This is a genomic window from Streptomyces sp. NPDC037421, assembly GCF_055602105.1.
Window position 1 is genome coordinate 79,736 of record NZ_JBVJWV010000017.1, and the last position, 13,999, is coordinate 93,734.

Below are 13,999 nucleotides of genomic sequence, written 5' to 3' on the forward strand. Positions count from 1 at the left end.
CGGGGGGGCGGCCCCCCCCACCCCCCCCCCCCCCCTCGTTCCTCGCGTTTTTCGCCCCCCCACCCCCCCCCCCCCTCTCCCCCCCCCCCCCCCCCCCCCCCCCCCCCCCCCCCCGGTCGCGCATTTGACTCCACAGTCAACCGCGAGGAAGCCAAGCCATGACCGTGCACTCCCAGGGAGCGGCGACCAGCGCTCCACAGGACGCACCACGCAAGTCCGCCGGACGGCCGCCGAAGGCGCCCACCGCCAAGACCGGCCCCGATACGTCTCCTCGCGGGGGCAGAAAGTCGCTCCCCTCGGGGTGGCTGCCCTACCTGCTGGTCCTGCCCGCCGTGGCCAGCCTCGCGCTCCTGCTGCTGTACCCGCTCATCAAGAACGTGATCCTGTCCTTCCAGGACATCAACAAGATCGAGTTCATCCAGCGGAAGTACCCCTTCGCGGGACTCGACAACTACACCCAGCTGCTCGGCGACTCGAACTTCTGGACCGTCGTCGTCCGCAGCTTCGCCTTCACCCTCGCCAACGTCGTGCTGATCATGGTGATCGGCAGCCTCATCGGCATCCTGCTGAACCGCCTCGGCAAGTGGATGCGCCTGGTCCTGTCGATGGCGCTGGTGATGGCCTGGGCCATGCCGATCGTCGCCTCCGTCCAGGTCTTCTACTGGCTGTTCGACGAGCAGTTCGGCGTCATGAACTGGGTGATGCGCACCATCGGCTTCTCCGGCTACGAGCAGCACAACTGGTTCGAGACCGGCCTGTCCACCCTGACGATCATCACGCTCCTGGTCGTCTGGGGCTCCATCCCCTTCGTCGCCCTCAACATGTACGCCGGCCTCACCACGGTCGGCGCCGAGCTGTACGAGGCGGCCCGCATGGACGGGGCCAACGGCTGGCAGACCTTCTGGAAGGTCGTCTTCCCGAACCTCAAGCCCTTCTTCCTGGTCACCACGTTCCTCGAGGTGATCTGGGTCTTCAAGGCCTTCACCCAGGTCTACGCGATGAACAAGGGCGGCCCCGACCGCGCCTCCGAGATCCTCCCGGTCTTCGCCTACGTCGAGGGCCAGAGCCAGGCCCACTACGGCCTCGCCGCCGCGATCTCCGTCCTGACGATCCTGATCCTGCTGGTCGTCATGTCCTTCTACTTCCGCCTGATCCTGAAGCAGGAGGAGGAGCAGTGAGCACCACCACCGCCCCGGAAAAGCCCGCACAGCAGCTGCGCACCCGCAAGCCGCTGCGCCCCGCGACCGTCGCCAAGAACGCCGGCGCGGTGCTCCTGGCCCTGGTCTTCGTCTTCCCGGTCTACTGGATGTTCTCCTCGGCCCTCAAGCCGAACAGCGAGATCCTCACCAAGGACCCGGTCTTCGTCTTCACCCCGACGCTGGACAACTTCGACAAGGCCACCGGCGTCGAGAACTTCTGGACGTACGTCACCAACAGCCTGGTCGTCACCGTGGGCGCCGTCCTGCTGGCCCTGCTGGTCGCCCTCGCCGCGAGCTTCGCCATCGCCCGGATGAAGTTCAAGGGCCGCAAGGGCCTCGTCCTCGGCGTGATGATGGCCCAGATGGCCCCCTGGGAGGTCATGGTCATCGCGATGTACATGATCGCCCGCGATGCCGAGATGCTGAACAGCATCGGCCTGCTCACCGCGATCTACTTCGTGATGGTCCTCCCCTTCACCATCTGGACCCTGCGCGGCTTCATCGCCGCCGTCCCGGTGACCCTGGAGGAGGCCGCCCAGATCGACGGCTGCACCCGCGGCCAGGCCTTCCGCAAGGTGATCTTCCCGCTGCTGGCCCCCGGCCTGATGTCCACCTCGCTCTTCGGCTTCATCACCGCCTGGAACGAGTTCGCGATGGTCCTGATCCTCAACAAGGACAAGACCGCCCAGACCCTGCCCCTGTGGCTGACCCAGTTCAAGACCGCCTTCGGCAACGACTGGGGCGCCACCATGGCCGCGTCCTCGATCTTCGCGATCCCCGTCCTGGTGATCTTCATCTTCCTCCAGCGCAAGGCCGTCGGCGGCATGACCTCCGGCGCCGTGAAGGGATAACGGACCATGACGATCCTTGCGCACCGCACCGACACCCTGACCCGCGACGCCCTCGCGGTCCTCCAGCCCGGCTTCGAGGGCACCACCGCCCCCGCCTGGCTGCTGCGCCAGGTCGGCGAAGGGCTCACCGCCGTCGGCCTGTTCGGCCGCAACATCGCCTCGCCCGAGCAGCTCGCCGCGCTCACCGCGCAGCTGCGGGCGGTACGGGAGGACGTACTCGTCGCCATCGACGAGGAGGGCGGCGACGTCACCCGCCTGGAGGTCCGGGGCGGTTCGTCCTTCCCCGGCAACCTCGCCCTCGGCGCCGTCGACGACACCGCCCTGACCCGCGAGGTCGCCCGCGAGCTGGGCCGCCGCCTCGCCGAGTGCGGGGTCAACCTCAACTGGGCCCCGTCCGCGGACGTCAACTCCAACCCCGACAACCCGGTCATCGGCGTCCGCTCCTTCGGCGCCGACACCGCGCTCGCCGCCCGGCACACCGCCGCGTACGTCGAGGGCCTCCAGGCCGCCGGCGTCGCCGCCTGCACCAAGCACTTCCCGGGGCACGGCGACACCAACGTCGACTCGCACCACGCGCTGCCCCGCATCGACGTCGGCCTGGACACCCTCCACGCCCGCGAGCTGGTCCCGTTCAAGGCGGCCATCGAGGCCGGCACCAAGGCCGTGATGAGCGCCCACATCCTGGTGCCCGCCCTCGACCCGACCCGCCCCGCCACCCTCAGCCCGCAGATCCTCACCGGTCTGCTGCGCAAGGAACTGGGCTACGAGGGCCTCATCGTCACCGACGGCATGGAGATGAACGCCATCGCCGGGACGTACGGCATCGAACGCGGCTCGGTGCTCGCCATCGCGGCCGGCGCCGACGCCATCTGCGTCGGCGGGGGCCTCGCCGACGAGGCGACCGTGCTGCGTCTGCGCGACGCGCTGGTCGCCGCCGTACGCGAGGGCGTGCTCCCGGAGGAGCGGCTCGCCGACGCCGCCGCCCGGGTACGCGCCCTCGCCGAGTGGACCCTCCGGTCCCGCCCGGACGCGCCGCGGGAGGGGAGCGGCGCGTCCGGCATCGGCCTGACGGCGGCCCGCCGCGCGGTCGTCGTCGTGTCGGGCACGGCGGCTCCGGTCTCCGACCCGTACGTCGCCACGCTCGCGCCCGTCGCGAACATCGCGGTGGGCGACGAGACCCCGTGGGGGGTCGCCGCGGAGCTGGCCGAGCTGCTCCCGGGGACGGGCTCGGGCGTCTACCCCGAGGGCTCCGCAGCGGCCGACGTGCTGGCGGCCGCGGGGGACCGTACCGTCGTGGCGGTGGTCCGCGACGCACACCGGCACCCGTGGATGACGGAGATCCTGGACGCCCTGGTGGCGGCCAGGCCGGACACCGTGGTCGTGGAGATGGGCCTGCCGCGCGCCGAGCCGCGCGGGGCGCTGTACGTCGCCACGCACGGGGCCGCCCGCGTGTGCGGGCGGGCCGCGGCCGAGGTCATCGCCGGACGCGCCTGAGACCGGACGCGCCTGAGACACGAGAAGGCCGGGTCCCGTGGAGGGGGCCCGGCCTTCTCGCATGCCGTAGGGCTCTTACAGACCCTGCCAGGACGGCTTGGCGGCGTAGGTCTGGCGGAAGTAGTCGGCCAGCTTCAGCTTGGAGGCGGCCGCCTCGTCCACGACGACGGTCGCGTGTCGGTGCAGCTGCAGCGCCGAGGCCGGGACCAGGGCGGACAGCGGGCCCTCGACGGTCTGGGCGACCGCCTCGGCCTTGCCCTCGCCGGTGGCCAGCAGGACCAGGTGGCGGGCGTCGAGGATGGTGCCTATGCCCTGGGTGATGACGTGGTGCGGCACCTGGTCCAGGTCGCCGTCGAAGAAGCGCGCGTTGTCCACGCGGGTCTGCTCGGTCAGCGTCTTGATGCGGGTGCGGGACGCGAGCGAGGAGCAGGGCTCGTTGAAGCCGATGTGCCCGTCGGTGCCGATGCCCAGCAGCTGGAGGTCCACCCCGCCGGCGGCGGCGAGGGCCCGGTCGTACTCCTCGCAGGCCGCCTGGACGTCCGCGGCGGAGCCGTCGGGGCCCATGAAGGAGGCCTCGGTCAGGCCGAGGGGCTCGACGACCTCGCGGAGCACGACCGCGCGGTAGGACTCCGGGTGCCCGGCCGGCAGGCCGACGTACTCGTCGAGCTGGCAGATCCGGGCGGCGGAGGCGTCGACCTCGCCGGCCTTGACCTTGGCCGCGAGGGCTTCGTAGATGGGCAGCGGGGTAGAGCCGGTCGCCACGCCGAGCAGGGCGTCGGGCTTGCGGCGGACCAGGGCGGCCATGGCCTCCGCGATGAGCTCGCCGCCTGCCTTGGCGTCCGGGACGATGACAACTTCCACGCTGGGCCTGCCGATCTGGAGAGGTTGGGCGCTTGTGGTATAGACCAATCTAGCAGAGGCCGTCTGCGGAAGGCGGCCCTCCGCCCCTCTTCCATGGTGATCCCGGCGCCCGCCCCGCGCCCCCGCTCCCGGCCCCGTTACAGCAGCGCCAGCTGGAGGCCGCCCGTGGCGTGCAGGTGCTGGCCAGTGACCCAGCGGGAGTCCGGCGAGGCCAGGAAGGCCACCACGTCGGCGACCTCCTCCGCCGTGCCCACCCGGTTGAAGACCGAGCGGGAGGCGGCGTGCGCCCGGGCCGCCGGATCGGCCAGCCAGGCCGCGTTCAGGTCGGTCTCCGTGATGCCGGGGCCCACCGAGTTCACCGTGATCCCGCGCGGTGCGAGCGCGGCGGCCAGGGACACCGTCAGCGCGTTCACCGCGCCCTTGGCCATGACCGTGGCCAGGATCGCCGGCAGTGCGATGTCCGGGGTGCCGGTCACGTTCACGATCCGCCCCCCGTCCGCCAGCCGCTCCAGCCCGTGCTTGATCACGAAGAACGGCGCCTGGGCGCCCAGTGCCTGGATCCGCTGGAAGGTCTCCTCGTCCGTCTCCCCGATGCCCGCGAAGGTCGCCGCCCCGGCGTTGTTCACCAGGACGTCCACCCGCCCGGTGTGCGCGGGGTGGGCCTCGTACGCGGCCCAGAGCGCCTGCGCGTCCCCGGGCACCCCGAGCTCCGCCCCGATGGCGAAGGCGCGGCCCCCGGCCGCCTCGATCGCCCCGACGGTCTCCTTCGCCGCCGCCTCGTTGCGCCCGTAGTGCACCGCCACCAGCGCCCCGTCCCGGGCCAGCCGCTCGGCCACGGCCCTGCCGATGCCCCGGCTGCCACCCGTGACCAGTGCCGTCTTCCCCTTGAGCACGCCCATGACGCGCCCCCCTTCATCATTCGCTAGCGGTCGCTACAGAAAGGGACCGTACCAGATTCCATAGCGGCCGCTATAGAATGGCGCCCATGGTGACAGGACAGCGCGGCAGACCCCGCTCCTTCGACCGGGCCGCCGCCCTCGACAAGGCGATGCTCACCTTCTGGGAGCAGGGCTACGAGACCACGTCCATCGCGGACCTGACCCGCAACCTGGGCATCGGCGCGCCAAGCCTCTACGCCGCCTTCGGCGACAAGCGCAAGCTCTTCGACGAGGTCGTGGTGGTCTACGGCAGCCGGTACGGGGACTTCGCGAGCGTGGCGCTCGCCGAGGAGCCCACCGCCGCCGCGGCCATCGGCCGCATCCTGCGCGAGGCGGCGGAGATCTACACCGACCCCGCCCACCCGCCGGGCTGCATGGTGATCAGCGCGGCCGCCAACACCACCTCGGAGGAGGTGGCCGAGGCCCTGCGCGAGCGCCGCAACGCCAACCTGGACCTGTTCGAGAGCCGCATCAGGGCCGACATCGCGAGCGGCGAGCTGCCGGCCGGAACGGACGCGCGGGCGCTGGCCCGCTTCGCCGGGGCGGTGCTCCAGGGGATGTCGCAGCAGTCGCGCGACGGGGCGGGCCGGGAAGAGCTGGAGGCCGTCGCCGAGCGGGCTCTGCTGGCCTGGCCGCGCTAGGGAATCCGGGGGAATCCGCCGGGGGGATCCGCACGAGAGGCGATTTCCTCTGGGCCACGGTGCAGGGCGGGACCCTCAACCCACCCGGCACCGTAGCCCGGAGTACTCACGGCCGTAGGGTGTGCGGTGCCCGGCGGCCGTTTGGGAGGTGCCTGCGCGGTCAGGGCAGAACGCGTGGCCACCTCGATCCGTCCTCCTGTGCGGGGAGGGCGGAAGTCTGAAACCCAATTGTGGACTAGACCAATCTGTCCTGTCCATCCAAGTGCGGGGTCTACTGACCCGTCACTTCCTCCAACAGTACGCGGAGTGTGCCCTTCCTGGATACTCCTGAGTATTCGTGGTGGGGAAAGTCATCCTCGTACCCGGGGTACGCTCGCAAGGTGCCCTCCATGAACGACCTCGTACGCCAGCACACCGCTCTCAGTGAAACCGACCTGGAGTGGTTGCACCTGCTGGTCTCGGAGTGGCAGCTGCTCTCCGACCTCTCCTTCGCCGACCTCGTGCTCTGGGTCCCCACCCTCGACGGCACCCGGTACGTCTCCGTGGCGCAGATGCGGCCCAACACCGGCCCCACCTCCTACCAGGACGACATGGTCGGCCACCTGGTCCCGCGCGGCCGCCGCCCGCTCCTGGACGCCGCCCTCGACGAGGGCCGCATCGTGCGCGAGGGCGACCCGGAGTGGCGCGAGGAGGTGCCGGTCCGCGTCGAGTCGATCCCCGTCCGCCGCGAGGGCCGGGTGCTCGGCGTGATCGCGCGGAACACCAACCTGCTCACTGTGCGTACACCGAGCCGGCTGGAGCTGACCTACCTCCAGTCCGCCTCCGACCTCGCCCAGATGATCGCCGCGGGCGCCTTCCCCTTCCCGGGGCAGCAGGTCGACATGGACGCCTCCCCGCGCGTCGGTGACGGCCTGATCCGCCTCGACGCCGACGGCGTGGTGACGTACGCGTCCCCCAACGCCCTCTCCGCCTACCACCGCCTCGGCCTGGCCGCCGACCTGGTCGGCCAGCACCTCGGCACCACCACCGCCGAACTCGCCCCCTCCCGGGGCCCGGTGGACGAGGCCCTCGTCAAGCTCGCCAGCGGCTGGGCCCCGCGCGAGACCGAGGTCGAGGGCAACGGCGGGGTCATCCAGCTGCGCGCCATCCCGCTCAAGCCCAAGGGGACCCGCATCGGTTCCCTCGTCCTGTGCCGCGACGTCACCGAACTGCGCCGTCGCGAACGTGAACTGATCACCAAGGACGCCACCATCCGGGAGATCCACCACCGGGTGAAGAACAACCTCCAGACCGTGGCCGCCCTCTTGCGGCTCCAGGGCCGCCGAATGGATTCGCCCCAGGCCCGCGAGGCGCTCAACGAGGCGGTGCGCCGCGTCGGTTCGATCGCGATCGTGCACGAGACCCTGTCCCAGAACCTCGACGAGCGGGTCGAGTTCGACGAGATCGCCGACCGCGTGATCGCGATGGTCGCCGAGATCTCGCCCGGCCGGGTGGAGTGCCGGCGCCTCGGCCGGTTCGGGATCCTGGACGCGGAGGTGGCCACTCCGCTGTCGATGGTGCTGACCGAGATCCTCCAGAACGCCCTGGAGCACGCCTTCACCCACGGGGAGGGCGGCACCGTGGAGGTGTCGGCCAGCCGCTCCGGCAGCGGCCGCAACGACTCCCGGCTGCTGATCACCATCGTCGACGACGGCTGCGGCCTGCCCGAGGGCTTCGACCCCCAGCGGGCCGGCAATCTCGGGCTGCAGATCGTACGGACCCTCGTGGAGGGCGAGCTCGGCGGCACCTTCGATATGGTCCGGGCCGAGCCGCGCGGCACCCGGGTCGTCCTCGACATACCCGCCAGCCCGCAGAAGTAGCACGAACGGCCCGTCACTCAACGTGACGGGCCGTTCGGTCGTACTGCGGCGGCAAAGCACTGAGCCCCGGACCGAAGGTTCCCGGTCCGGGGCTCAAGAGCACGTTGCTGAGCGCTTATATGGGTACTACGCGCTGCGGCTCGAGGCTCGAAAGTCGATGTCAGGCGGTGGCGTTACGCGCCCGATTGCGAGCGGCGCGGCGCTTCATGGCGCGGCGCTCGTCCTCGCTGAGACCGCCCCAGACGCCGGAGTCCTGGCCGGACTCGAGCGCCCACTGCAGGCACTGCTCCATGACGGGGCAGCGGCGGCAGACGGCCTTGGCTTCCTCGATCTGCAGCAGCGCAGGACCGGTGTTGCCGATGGGGAAGAAGAGTTCCGGGTCTTCCTCGCGGCAAACGGCGTTGTGACGCCAGTCCATGGCTGCTCCATCTCCTTGTATTGCGGGCAGGTTGCTTGTGAATGTGAACGCTTTCACGAATCCCCCCGTGAGGGAAGGGCCGACGCCCAGTTGCCTGGTGCGGTCCGAAGATTCGTGGTGGGGTTCTGGCGCTCTGTGTGGGTGCCGGGTTCTGCGGGCTGTCCCGATCGCCATGTAGAGATTCGCAAACCTCGGACGGGGATACAACCCCTTCCGGAAAGTTTTTTTGGATTCGTCGGTGTCTACTAGGTCACAGCCCTAGTTCCTAGGGGTGGACTGGCGTGTAAACGTTCGACTGAAAGGACTTTGGGCCCTTCCACTCACACAATCACACGCAGTGCACGGCGTACGCCTGTGAACCGAACGCTGGTGCGCAGTCCGAGGTGATCCCCGTCCATCTGGAAAGGGAGCGGAACCTTCGAATGCAAGGTGAAGTCCGTCAGATCGTGCAGAGACACCGCATGCTTGCCGTGCGGACCGCGTTCAGGAGTCGAGGTCAGGAGCTGTGTCGCGTACCTGGCCACGGCCGGAGTTGACAAACGGTCGAGCGCCAATACGTCAAGTGCGGTATCGAACGACGCCTCCGGAGAGGCGTAGAGGGGCTTGTTCCCCAGATACGTCCAGGGCGAGGTGTTGCAGACTATCGACAGCACCAGATCCGTCACCGGATCCGCGCCGGGCTGCTCCAGCGTGATCGTGCCGTGCCGCCGGTTGGGCTCCTCCCAGAACTGGCGCATCAGCTGCCGCACGTACAGCGCGTGCGTCGAACGCTTGCCGCGCTCACGCTGCTGTTCGACCCGCCCCACCACGCCGGCGTCGAAACCGAAGCCCGCGCAGAACGTGAACCAGCGCTCCGGCACCGACTCGTCCTCGGTCCCCGGGACGCCGGACGCCAGCCCCAGCCCCACCGTCCGCTCGCGCTTCTCCCGCAGCGCGTCCAGCAGGGCACCCGTCGCCTCGACCGAATCGTTCGGCAGCCCGAGCGCGCGGGCGAACACGTTCGTGGAACCGCCCGGGACCACGGCCAGCCCCGGCAGCCGCTCCGGATCGGGGCCCTCGTGCAGGAGGCCGTTGACGACCTCGTTGACGGTGCCGTCGCCGCCGAGCGCCACCACCAGGTCGACGCCCTCCCGGGCGGCCCTGCGCCCGAGGTCGCGCGCGTGCCCCCGGTACTCGGTGGTCACCGCCTCCAGCTTCATCTCGCTGGCCAGGGCATGGGTCAGGACGTCGCGCGTGCGCGCACTGGTGGTCGTCGCTGCAGGGTTGGCCACGAGAAGAGCACGCATGGTCGCCAGAGTACCCACCCCTCCATATGCGGCCCATACCGACCGTACCGTCCGGGCCCCCCGGCACGCGGCTACCCTGCTGGGGTGAGCAAGAAGCCGAGCCCCCAAGCCCCCGCCGCCCCCGAGCCCGCAGCGCTGCCGGGCCGGCTGACCGCCGCCGCCGCACTGACCGCGCTGGAGGGCCTGGCCCTGGCCGGGCTCGGCGTCTACATGCTGTTCGTCGGCATCGCCGGCGACCCCGACTCCCCGCAGCAGGCCGAGACCGGCGGCATCACCCTGCTCGCCCTCGCCGCGCTCCCGCTGGTCGCGGCGCGCGGGCTGCGCCTGGGCCGCCGCTGGAGCCGCGGCCCGGCGCTGATCACCCAGCTGATGGCGCTGCCGGTGGCCTGGACGCTGTGGACCACCGGCGGGGCGATGACCGCCGCCGCCGTGGCCCTCGCCCTGGCCGCAGTGGCCGTCGCCGCTCTGCTGGTGAACCCGACGGCGACCGAGGCGCTGGGCATCGGACCGGGGGACCAGGCCCGATAGCCCAGGGCTCGACCGGAGCCGGGCCCTCCTCCTACTCCTCGACGAGGAGCTTCTCCCGGAGCTGGGCCAGGGTGCGGGCCAGCAGCCGCGAGACGTGCATCTGAGAGATGCCGACCTCCTGCGCGATCTGCGACTGGGTCATGTTGCCGAAGAAGCGCAGCAGCAGGATCCGCTTCTCCCTCGGCGGCAGCCCCTCCAGCAGCGGCTTGAGGGACTCCCGGTACTCGACGCCCTCCAGCGCCTCGTCCTCCGAGCCCAGGGTGTCCGCGACCGCCGGCGACTCGTCGTCGGTGTCCGGCACGTCCAGGGAGAGCGTGCTGTAGGCATTGGCCGACTCCAGCCCCTCCAGCACCTCCTCCTCGGAGATCCCCAGCCGCTCGGCCAGCTCGTGCACCGTCGGGGACCGGCCGTGCTGCTGCGACAGCTCCGCCGTGGCCGTGGTCAGCGAGAGCCGCAGCTCCTGCAGCCGCCGGGGCACGCGTACCGCCCAGCCCTTGTCGCGGAAGTGCCGCTTGATCTCGCCCACCACGGTGGGTGTGGCGTACGTGGAGAACTCGACCCCGCGGTCCGGGTCGAACCGGTCCACCGACTTGATCAGGCCGATCGTGGCGACCTGGGTCAGGTCGTCCAGCGGCTCGCCGCGGTTGCGGAACCGCCGCGCCAGGTGTTCGACCAGCGGCAGGTGCATCCGGACCAGCCGGTTGCGCAGCTCCGCCCGCTCGGGTGATCCCTCGGGCAGCTGCCGCAGCTCGAAGAACAGGGCCCGAGCGCCGCTGCGGTCCCGCGGATCCGGCACCGCCAGGGGCGCGGCCGGCGCCTCCGGGGCCTCTGCCTCCGGGGGCTGTGGTTGGTCGTGCTGGTTCTCGCTCATAGGGCCCGCCCGTCGCTCCGCCGAGTCCAAAAAGCCGTCTTCCGCATCCGCGTCAGCCGGGTGCGGCCGGGCGTGCTGCTGCTCCGGGATGCCGCCGTCGACCTCGTGCCTCACCCGGGGCCGATCCCCGCCCCGCACCGGGATCTCCCCGCCGCTCACGCCGGGCCTGGCCCCGCGCCGCGCTGTTTGTAGAGGCTGATGCTCACTGTCTTGTTCTCCTCGACCGTCGCCTCGACCTTGCCGGCCAGGGCCGACAGGACCGTCCACGCGAAGGTGTCGCGCTCCGGCGCCCGCCCGTCCGTGGTCGGAGCGGAGACGGTCACTTCCAGCGAATCGTCGATCAGCCGGAAGACGCAGCTGAGGACGGAGCCCGGCACGGCCTGCTGGAGCAGGATCGCGCAGGCCTCGTCCACCGCGATGCGGAGGTCCTCGATCTCGTCGAGGGTGAAGTCCAAACGTGCCGCGAGACCGGCCGTGGCCGTTCGCAGCACCGACAGGTAGGCACCCGCAGCCGGCAGCCGGACTTCCACGAAGTCCTGGGTCCCGGGCTCGCCTGCGATCTGGGACACCCTCACCTCCAAGGTGGTACGAGCTCTGTTCGCCGGTGACGCTATCGCGATCCGGGCGATCGTGTCGCGGCACCCCTCATGGCGCCCGTTTGGAGCGACCGGGCCGACCCCGCCAAGTGCGGTGACTGATGGTAAGCCCATGAGTACGCACAGTGGCTAGAGGTCTGCGGGCCCAATTCGGGGGAACCGGCGGAGGGTTGACCTACCCCGCTGCCGCCGATCGAACCGTCGTCCCCGGAAGATCCAACCCGGGCCCTCAGACGATGGAACCGTCGACGAAACACCAGCGCCAGGTTTCGCCCGGTTCGAAGCTCCGCATCACGGGGTGTCCGCTCTCCTGGTGGTGGGCGGTGGCGTGCCGGTGGGGGGAGGAGTCGCAGCACCCCACGTACCCGCAGCCGAGGCACATCCGCAGCTGTACCGGATGGCTCCCGAGCGCCTCGCATTCCGGGCAGGTCAACGCGTGCGGGACCGGCTCGGGGCGCGGCAGTTCGGCAACGTGGGTGCACTCGCTCATGATGGCCAGGTTACGGCCGGGGTGCGGCCGGGGTGCGGGCGCGACGACGGTGACGACGGATGGGGATGGATCTTCGATGGAGGTATTGCCGCTGGTGGCGCTGGTCGCCGGGAGCGCCGCCGTGGCGGGTGTCGCCCGGCGCACGCCCGTGCCGGCCCCGCTGCTGCTGGTCGCCGCGGGCCTGATCGCCGCGTACGTGCCGGGAGTGCCCTCGTACGCCCTCGACCCGCACATCGTGCTGCCGCTGCTGCTCCCGCCGCTGCTGCACACGGCGGCGGTGGACAGTTCGTACCTGGACCTGCGGGCCAACGTACGGCCCATCGCGCTGCTGTCGGTGGGCTACGTGCTCTTCGCGACGCTCGCCGTCGGCTACGCCGCCTACCTGGTGGTGCCGGGGCTGTCACTGCCGGTGGCGCTGGTGCTGGGCGCGGTGATCGCGCCGCCGGACGCGGTCGCGGCGACGGCGATCGCGCGGCGGCTGGGGCTGCCGAACCGGATGACGACGATCCTGCAGGGCGAGTCCCTGGTGAACGACGCCACCGCCATCACCGCCTACAAGGTGGCGCTGGCCGCGGCGGTCGGCGTCAGTGCCGGCTGGGCGGGCGGGGTCGCGGAGTTCCTGCTGGCGTCGGTGGGCGGGGTCGGGGTGGGCCTGCTGCTGATGGTCCCCATCCACCAGTTGAGGAAGCGGCTGAAGGAGCCGCTGCTCCAGAACACCCTGTCGCTGCTCATCCCGTTCGTGGCGTACGCGGCGGCGGAGCGGGTGCACGCGTCGGGGGTGCTGGCCGTGGTGGTCGTCGGGCTGTACCTCGGCCACCGCAACTGGCAGGTGGACTTCGCGACGCGGCTCCAGGAGGAGGCCGTGTGGAAGGTGGTCGCCTTCGTGCTGGAGTCGGTGGTCTTCGCGCTGATCGGGCTCCAGCTGCCGGTGGTCCTGAAGGGGCTCGGGGAGTACGAGGGGGCGGCCGCGGCCTGGTACGCCCTCGCGGTGTTCCTCGCGGTGGTGGCGGCGCGGTTCGTGTGGGTGTTCCCGGCGACCTTCGTGCCGAGGTGGGTGTCGGAGCGGATCCGGCACCGGGAGCCGGAGACGGACTGGAAGTCCCCCACGATCGTGGGGTGGGCCGGGATGCGGGGGGTCGTCTCGCTGGCGATCGCGTTCTCCGTGCCGATGGACGTGCCGCACCGGAACCTGATCCTGTTCCTCACCTTCACGACCGTCATCGGCACGCTGGTCGTCCAGGGCCTCACCCTCCCGCCCCTGATCAGGGCGCTGAAGCTGCCGTCGCGGGACGCGCAGGCGGAGACCCTCGCGGAGGCGCAGGCGCAGAGCGAGGCCTCGCGGGCGGCGGAGGAGCGGCTGGCGGAGCTCTTGGAACGGCCGGAGAACAGCACCCTGCCGCCGCCGCTGGCGGACCGGCTGCGGACGGTCCTGGAACGGCGGCGCAACGCGGTGTGGGAGCGGCTGGGCGAGGTCAACCCGGTGACGGGGGAGTCGGCGGACGACGTCTACCGGCGGCTGGCCCGGGAGATGATCGAGGCCGAACGGGAGGTCTTCGTCTCCCTCCGCGACCGCCGCCGCATCGACGACGAGATGCTCCGCGCCCTGCTGCGCCGCCTGGACCTGGAGGAGGCGGCGGCCTATCGGGAGGGGTCGGGGTGACGTTGCCCTGGCCGGGCCTTTGCCCTGGCCGGGCCTTTGCCCTGGCCGGGCCTTTGCCCTGGCCGGGCGGTTGCCGGTGGGGGGTGTTGCCCTGCCGGGCGGGGTGCGGGTGGGGTGTTGCCCGGGGTCGGGGTCGGGTGTGTTGCCCGGGTGTCGGCCGGGGTGGGGTGGCTGCGGGGCCGGGGTCGGTGCCGGGGTGGGGTGTCGTCCGGGACGGGCTTCGATGTTCGGCGCCCGATCCGGATGCGGATGTGCGGGGTACCGCGCGCCGAATTCATCTCGTTTTGGTCCCGGACGACACCCCACC

The 13,999-nt window shown here is 71.2% G+C and carries 14 protein-coding genes; 7 read left to right on the forward strand and 7 right to left on the reverse strand.

Features of this window, described 5'->3' with window-relative positions:
* Positions 1-158: 158 nt before the first annotated feature.
* The 3 genes from ACZ7IF_RS23685 to ACZ7IF_RS23695 are packed head-to-tail and all read left to right on the forward strand — an operon-like array spanning position 159 to position 3,544.
* The gene (locus tag ACZ7IF_RS23685; RefSeq protein WP_470974530.1) at positions 159-1,178 is read left to right on the forward strand and encodes a carbohydrate ABC transporter permease; all 1,020 of its coding nucleotides are present in this window, start codon (positions 159-161) and stop codon (positions 1,176-1,178) included.
* Positions 1,179-1,213: 35 nt separating this feature from the next.
* Positions 1,214-2,050, forward strand: a complete 837-nt coding sequence (locus ACZ7IF_RS23690) for a carbohydrate ABC transporter permease (RefSeq protein WP_470974684.1) — start codon at positions 1,214-1,216, stop codon at positions 2,048-2,050.
* 6 nt (positions 2,051-2,056) lie between these two features.
* Positions 2,057-3,544, forward strand: a complete 1,488-nt coding sequence (locus ACZ7IF_RS23695) for a glycoside hydrolase family 3 protein (protein WP_470974535.1) — start codon at positions 2,057-2,059, stop codon at positions 3,542-3,544.
* 75 nt (positions 3,545-3,619) lie between these two features.
* On the opposite strand, the gene nagB is transcribed toward ACZ7IF_RS23695, so the two are convergent.
* Together nagB and ACZ7IF_RS23705 are read right to left on the reverse strand one after the other, a co-directional pair.
* Complete coding sequence (gene nagB / locus ACZ7IF_RS23700; protein ID WP_470974538.1) at positions 3,620-4,405, reverse strand: glucosamine-6-phosphate deaminase; 786 nt, start codon at positions 4,403-4,405, stop codon at positions 3,620-3,622.
* Between the two features lie 137 nt (positions 4,406-4,542).
* Positions 4,543-5,304 (reverse strand): SDR family oxidoreductase, encoded by a 762-nt coding sequence (locus tag ACZ7IF_RS23705; protein ID WP_470974540.1) that lies wholly within the window; start codon positions 5,302-5,304, stop codon positions 4,543-4,545.
* A gap of 86 nt (positions 5,305-5,390) precedes the next feature.
* On the opposite strand from ACZ7IF_RS23705, the gene ACZ7IF_RS23710 reads away from it, so the two are divergent.
* Together ACZ7IF_RS23710 and ACZ7IF_RS23715 are read left to right on the forward strand one after the other, a co-directional pair.
* Entirely contained in the window at positions 5,391-5,984 is a 594-nt protein-coding gene (locus tag ACZ7IF_RS23710; protein WP_470974543.1) for a TetR/AcrR family transcriptional regulator, read from the forward strand.
* 389 nt (positions 5,985-6,373) lie between these two features.
* Complete coding sequence (locus ACZ7IF_RS23715; RefSeq protein ID WP_470974546.1) at positions 6,374-7,843, forward strand: sensor histidine kinase; 1,470 nt, start codon at positions 6,374-6,376, stop codon at positions 7,841-7,843.
* 160 nt (positions 7,844-8,003) lie between these two features.
* Here the strand turns inward: ACZ7IF_RS23715 and ACZ7IF_RS23720 are convergent, their stop codons facing one another.
* Positions 8,004-8,261: a WhiB family transcriptional regulator gene (locus ACZ7IF_RS23720; RefSeq protein WP_004937597.1), complete on the reverse strand. Its 258-nt coding sequence runs from the start codon at positions 8,259-8,261 to the stop codon at positions 8,004-8,006.
* 320 nt (positions 8,262-8,581) lie between these two features.
* A complete protein-coding gene (locus tag ACZ7IF_RS23725) occupies positions 8,582-9,547 on the reverse strand; it encodes a diacylglycerol/lipid kinase family protein (protein ID WP_469111150.1) in 966 nt (321 codons plus the stop codon).
* Positions 9,548-9,631: 84 nt separating this feature from the next.
* On the opposite strand from ACZ7IF_RS23725, the gene ACZ7IF_RS23730 reads away from it, so the two are divergent.
* Positions 9,632-10,075, forward strand: a complete 444-nt coding sequence (locus ACZ7IF_RS23730; RefSeq protein ID WP_470974551.1) for a hypothetical protein — start codon at positions 9,632-9,634, stop codon at positions 10,073-10,075.
* A gap of 31 nt (positions 10,076-10,106) precedes the next feature.
* Here ACZ7IF_RS23730 and ACZ7IF_RS23735 read toward each other — a convergent pair whose 3' ends face one another.
* From ACZ7IF_RS23735 to ACZ7IF_RS23745, 3 genes are all read right to left on the reverse strand, one after another.
* Positions 10,107-11,084: an RNA polymerase sigma factor SigF gene (locus tag ACZ7IF_RS23735; RefSeq protein WP_470974554.1), complete on the reverse strand. Its 978-nt coding sequence runs from the start codon at positions 11,082-11,084 to the stop codon at positions 10,107-10,109.
* 17 nt (positions 11,085-11,101) lie between these two features.
* Positions 11,102-11,515 carry an ATP-binding protein gene (locus ACZ7IF_RS23740; RefSeq protein WP_033218654.1) on the reverse strand — a complete coding sequence of 138 codons (414 nt, stop codon included), beginning with the start codon at positions 11,513-11,515 and terminating at the stop codon, positions 11,102-11,104.
* A gap of 256 nt (positions 11,516-11,771) precedes the next feature.
* On the reverse strand, positions 11,772-12,032 hold the full coding sequence (locus ACZ7IF_RS23745; protein WP_470974557.1) for a UBP-type zinc finger domain-containing protein: 261 nt from the start codon (positions 12,030-12,032) through the stop codon (positions 11,772-11,774).
* A gap of 76 nt (positions 12,033-12,108) precedes the next feature.
* Between ACZ7IF_RS23745 and ACZ7IF_RS23750 the strand changes: the two genes are divergently transcribed.
* Complete coding sequence (locus ACZ7IF_RS23750; RefSeq protein ID WP_470974560.1) at positions 12,109-13,692, forward strand: Na+/H+ antiporter; 1,584 nt, start codon at positions 12,109-12,111, stop codon at positions 13,690-13,692.
* Positions 13,693-13,999 lie beyond the last annotated feature (307 nt).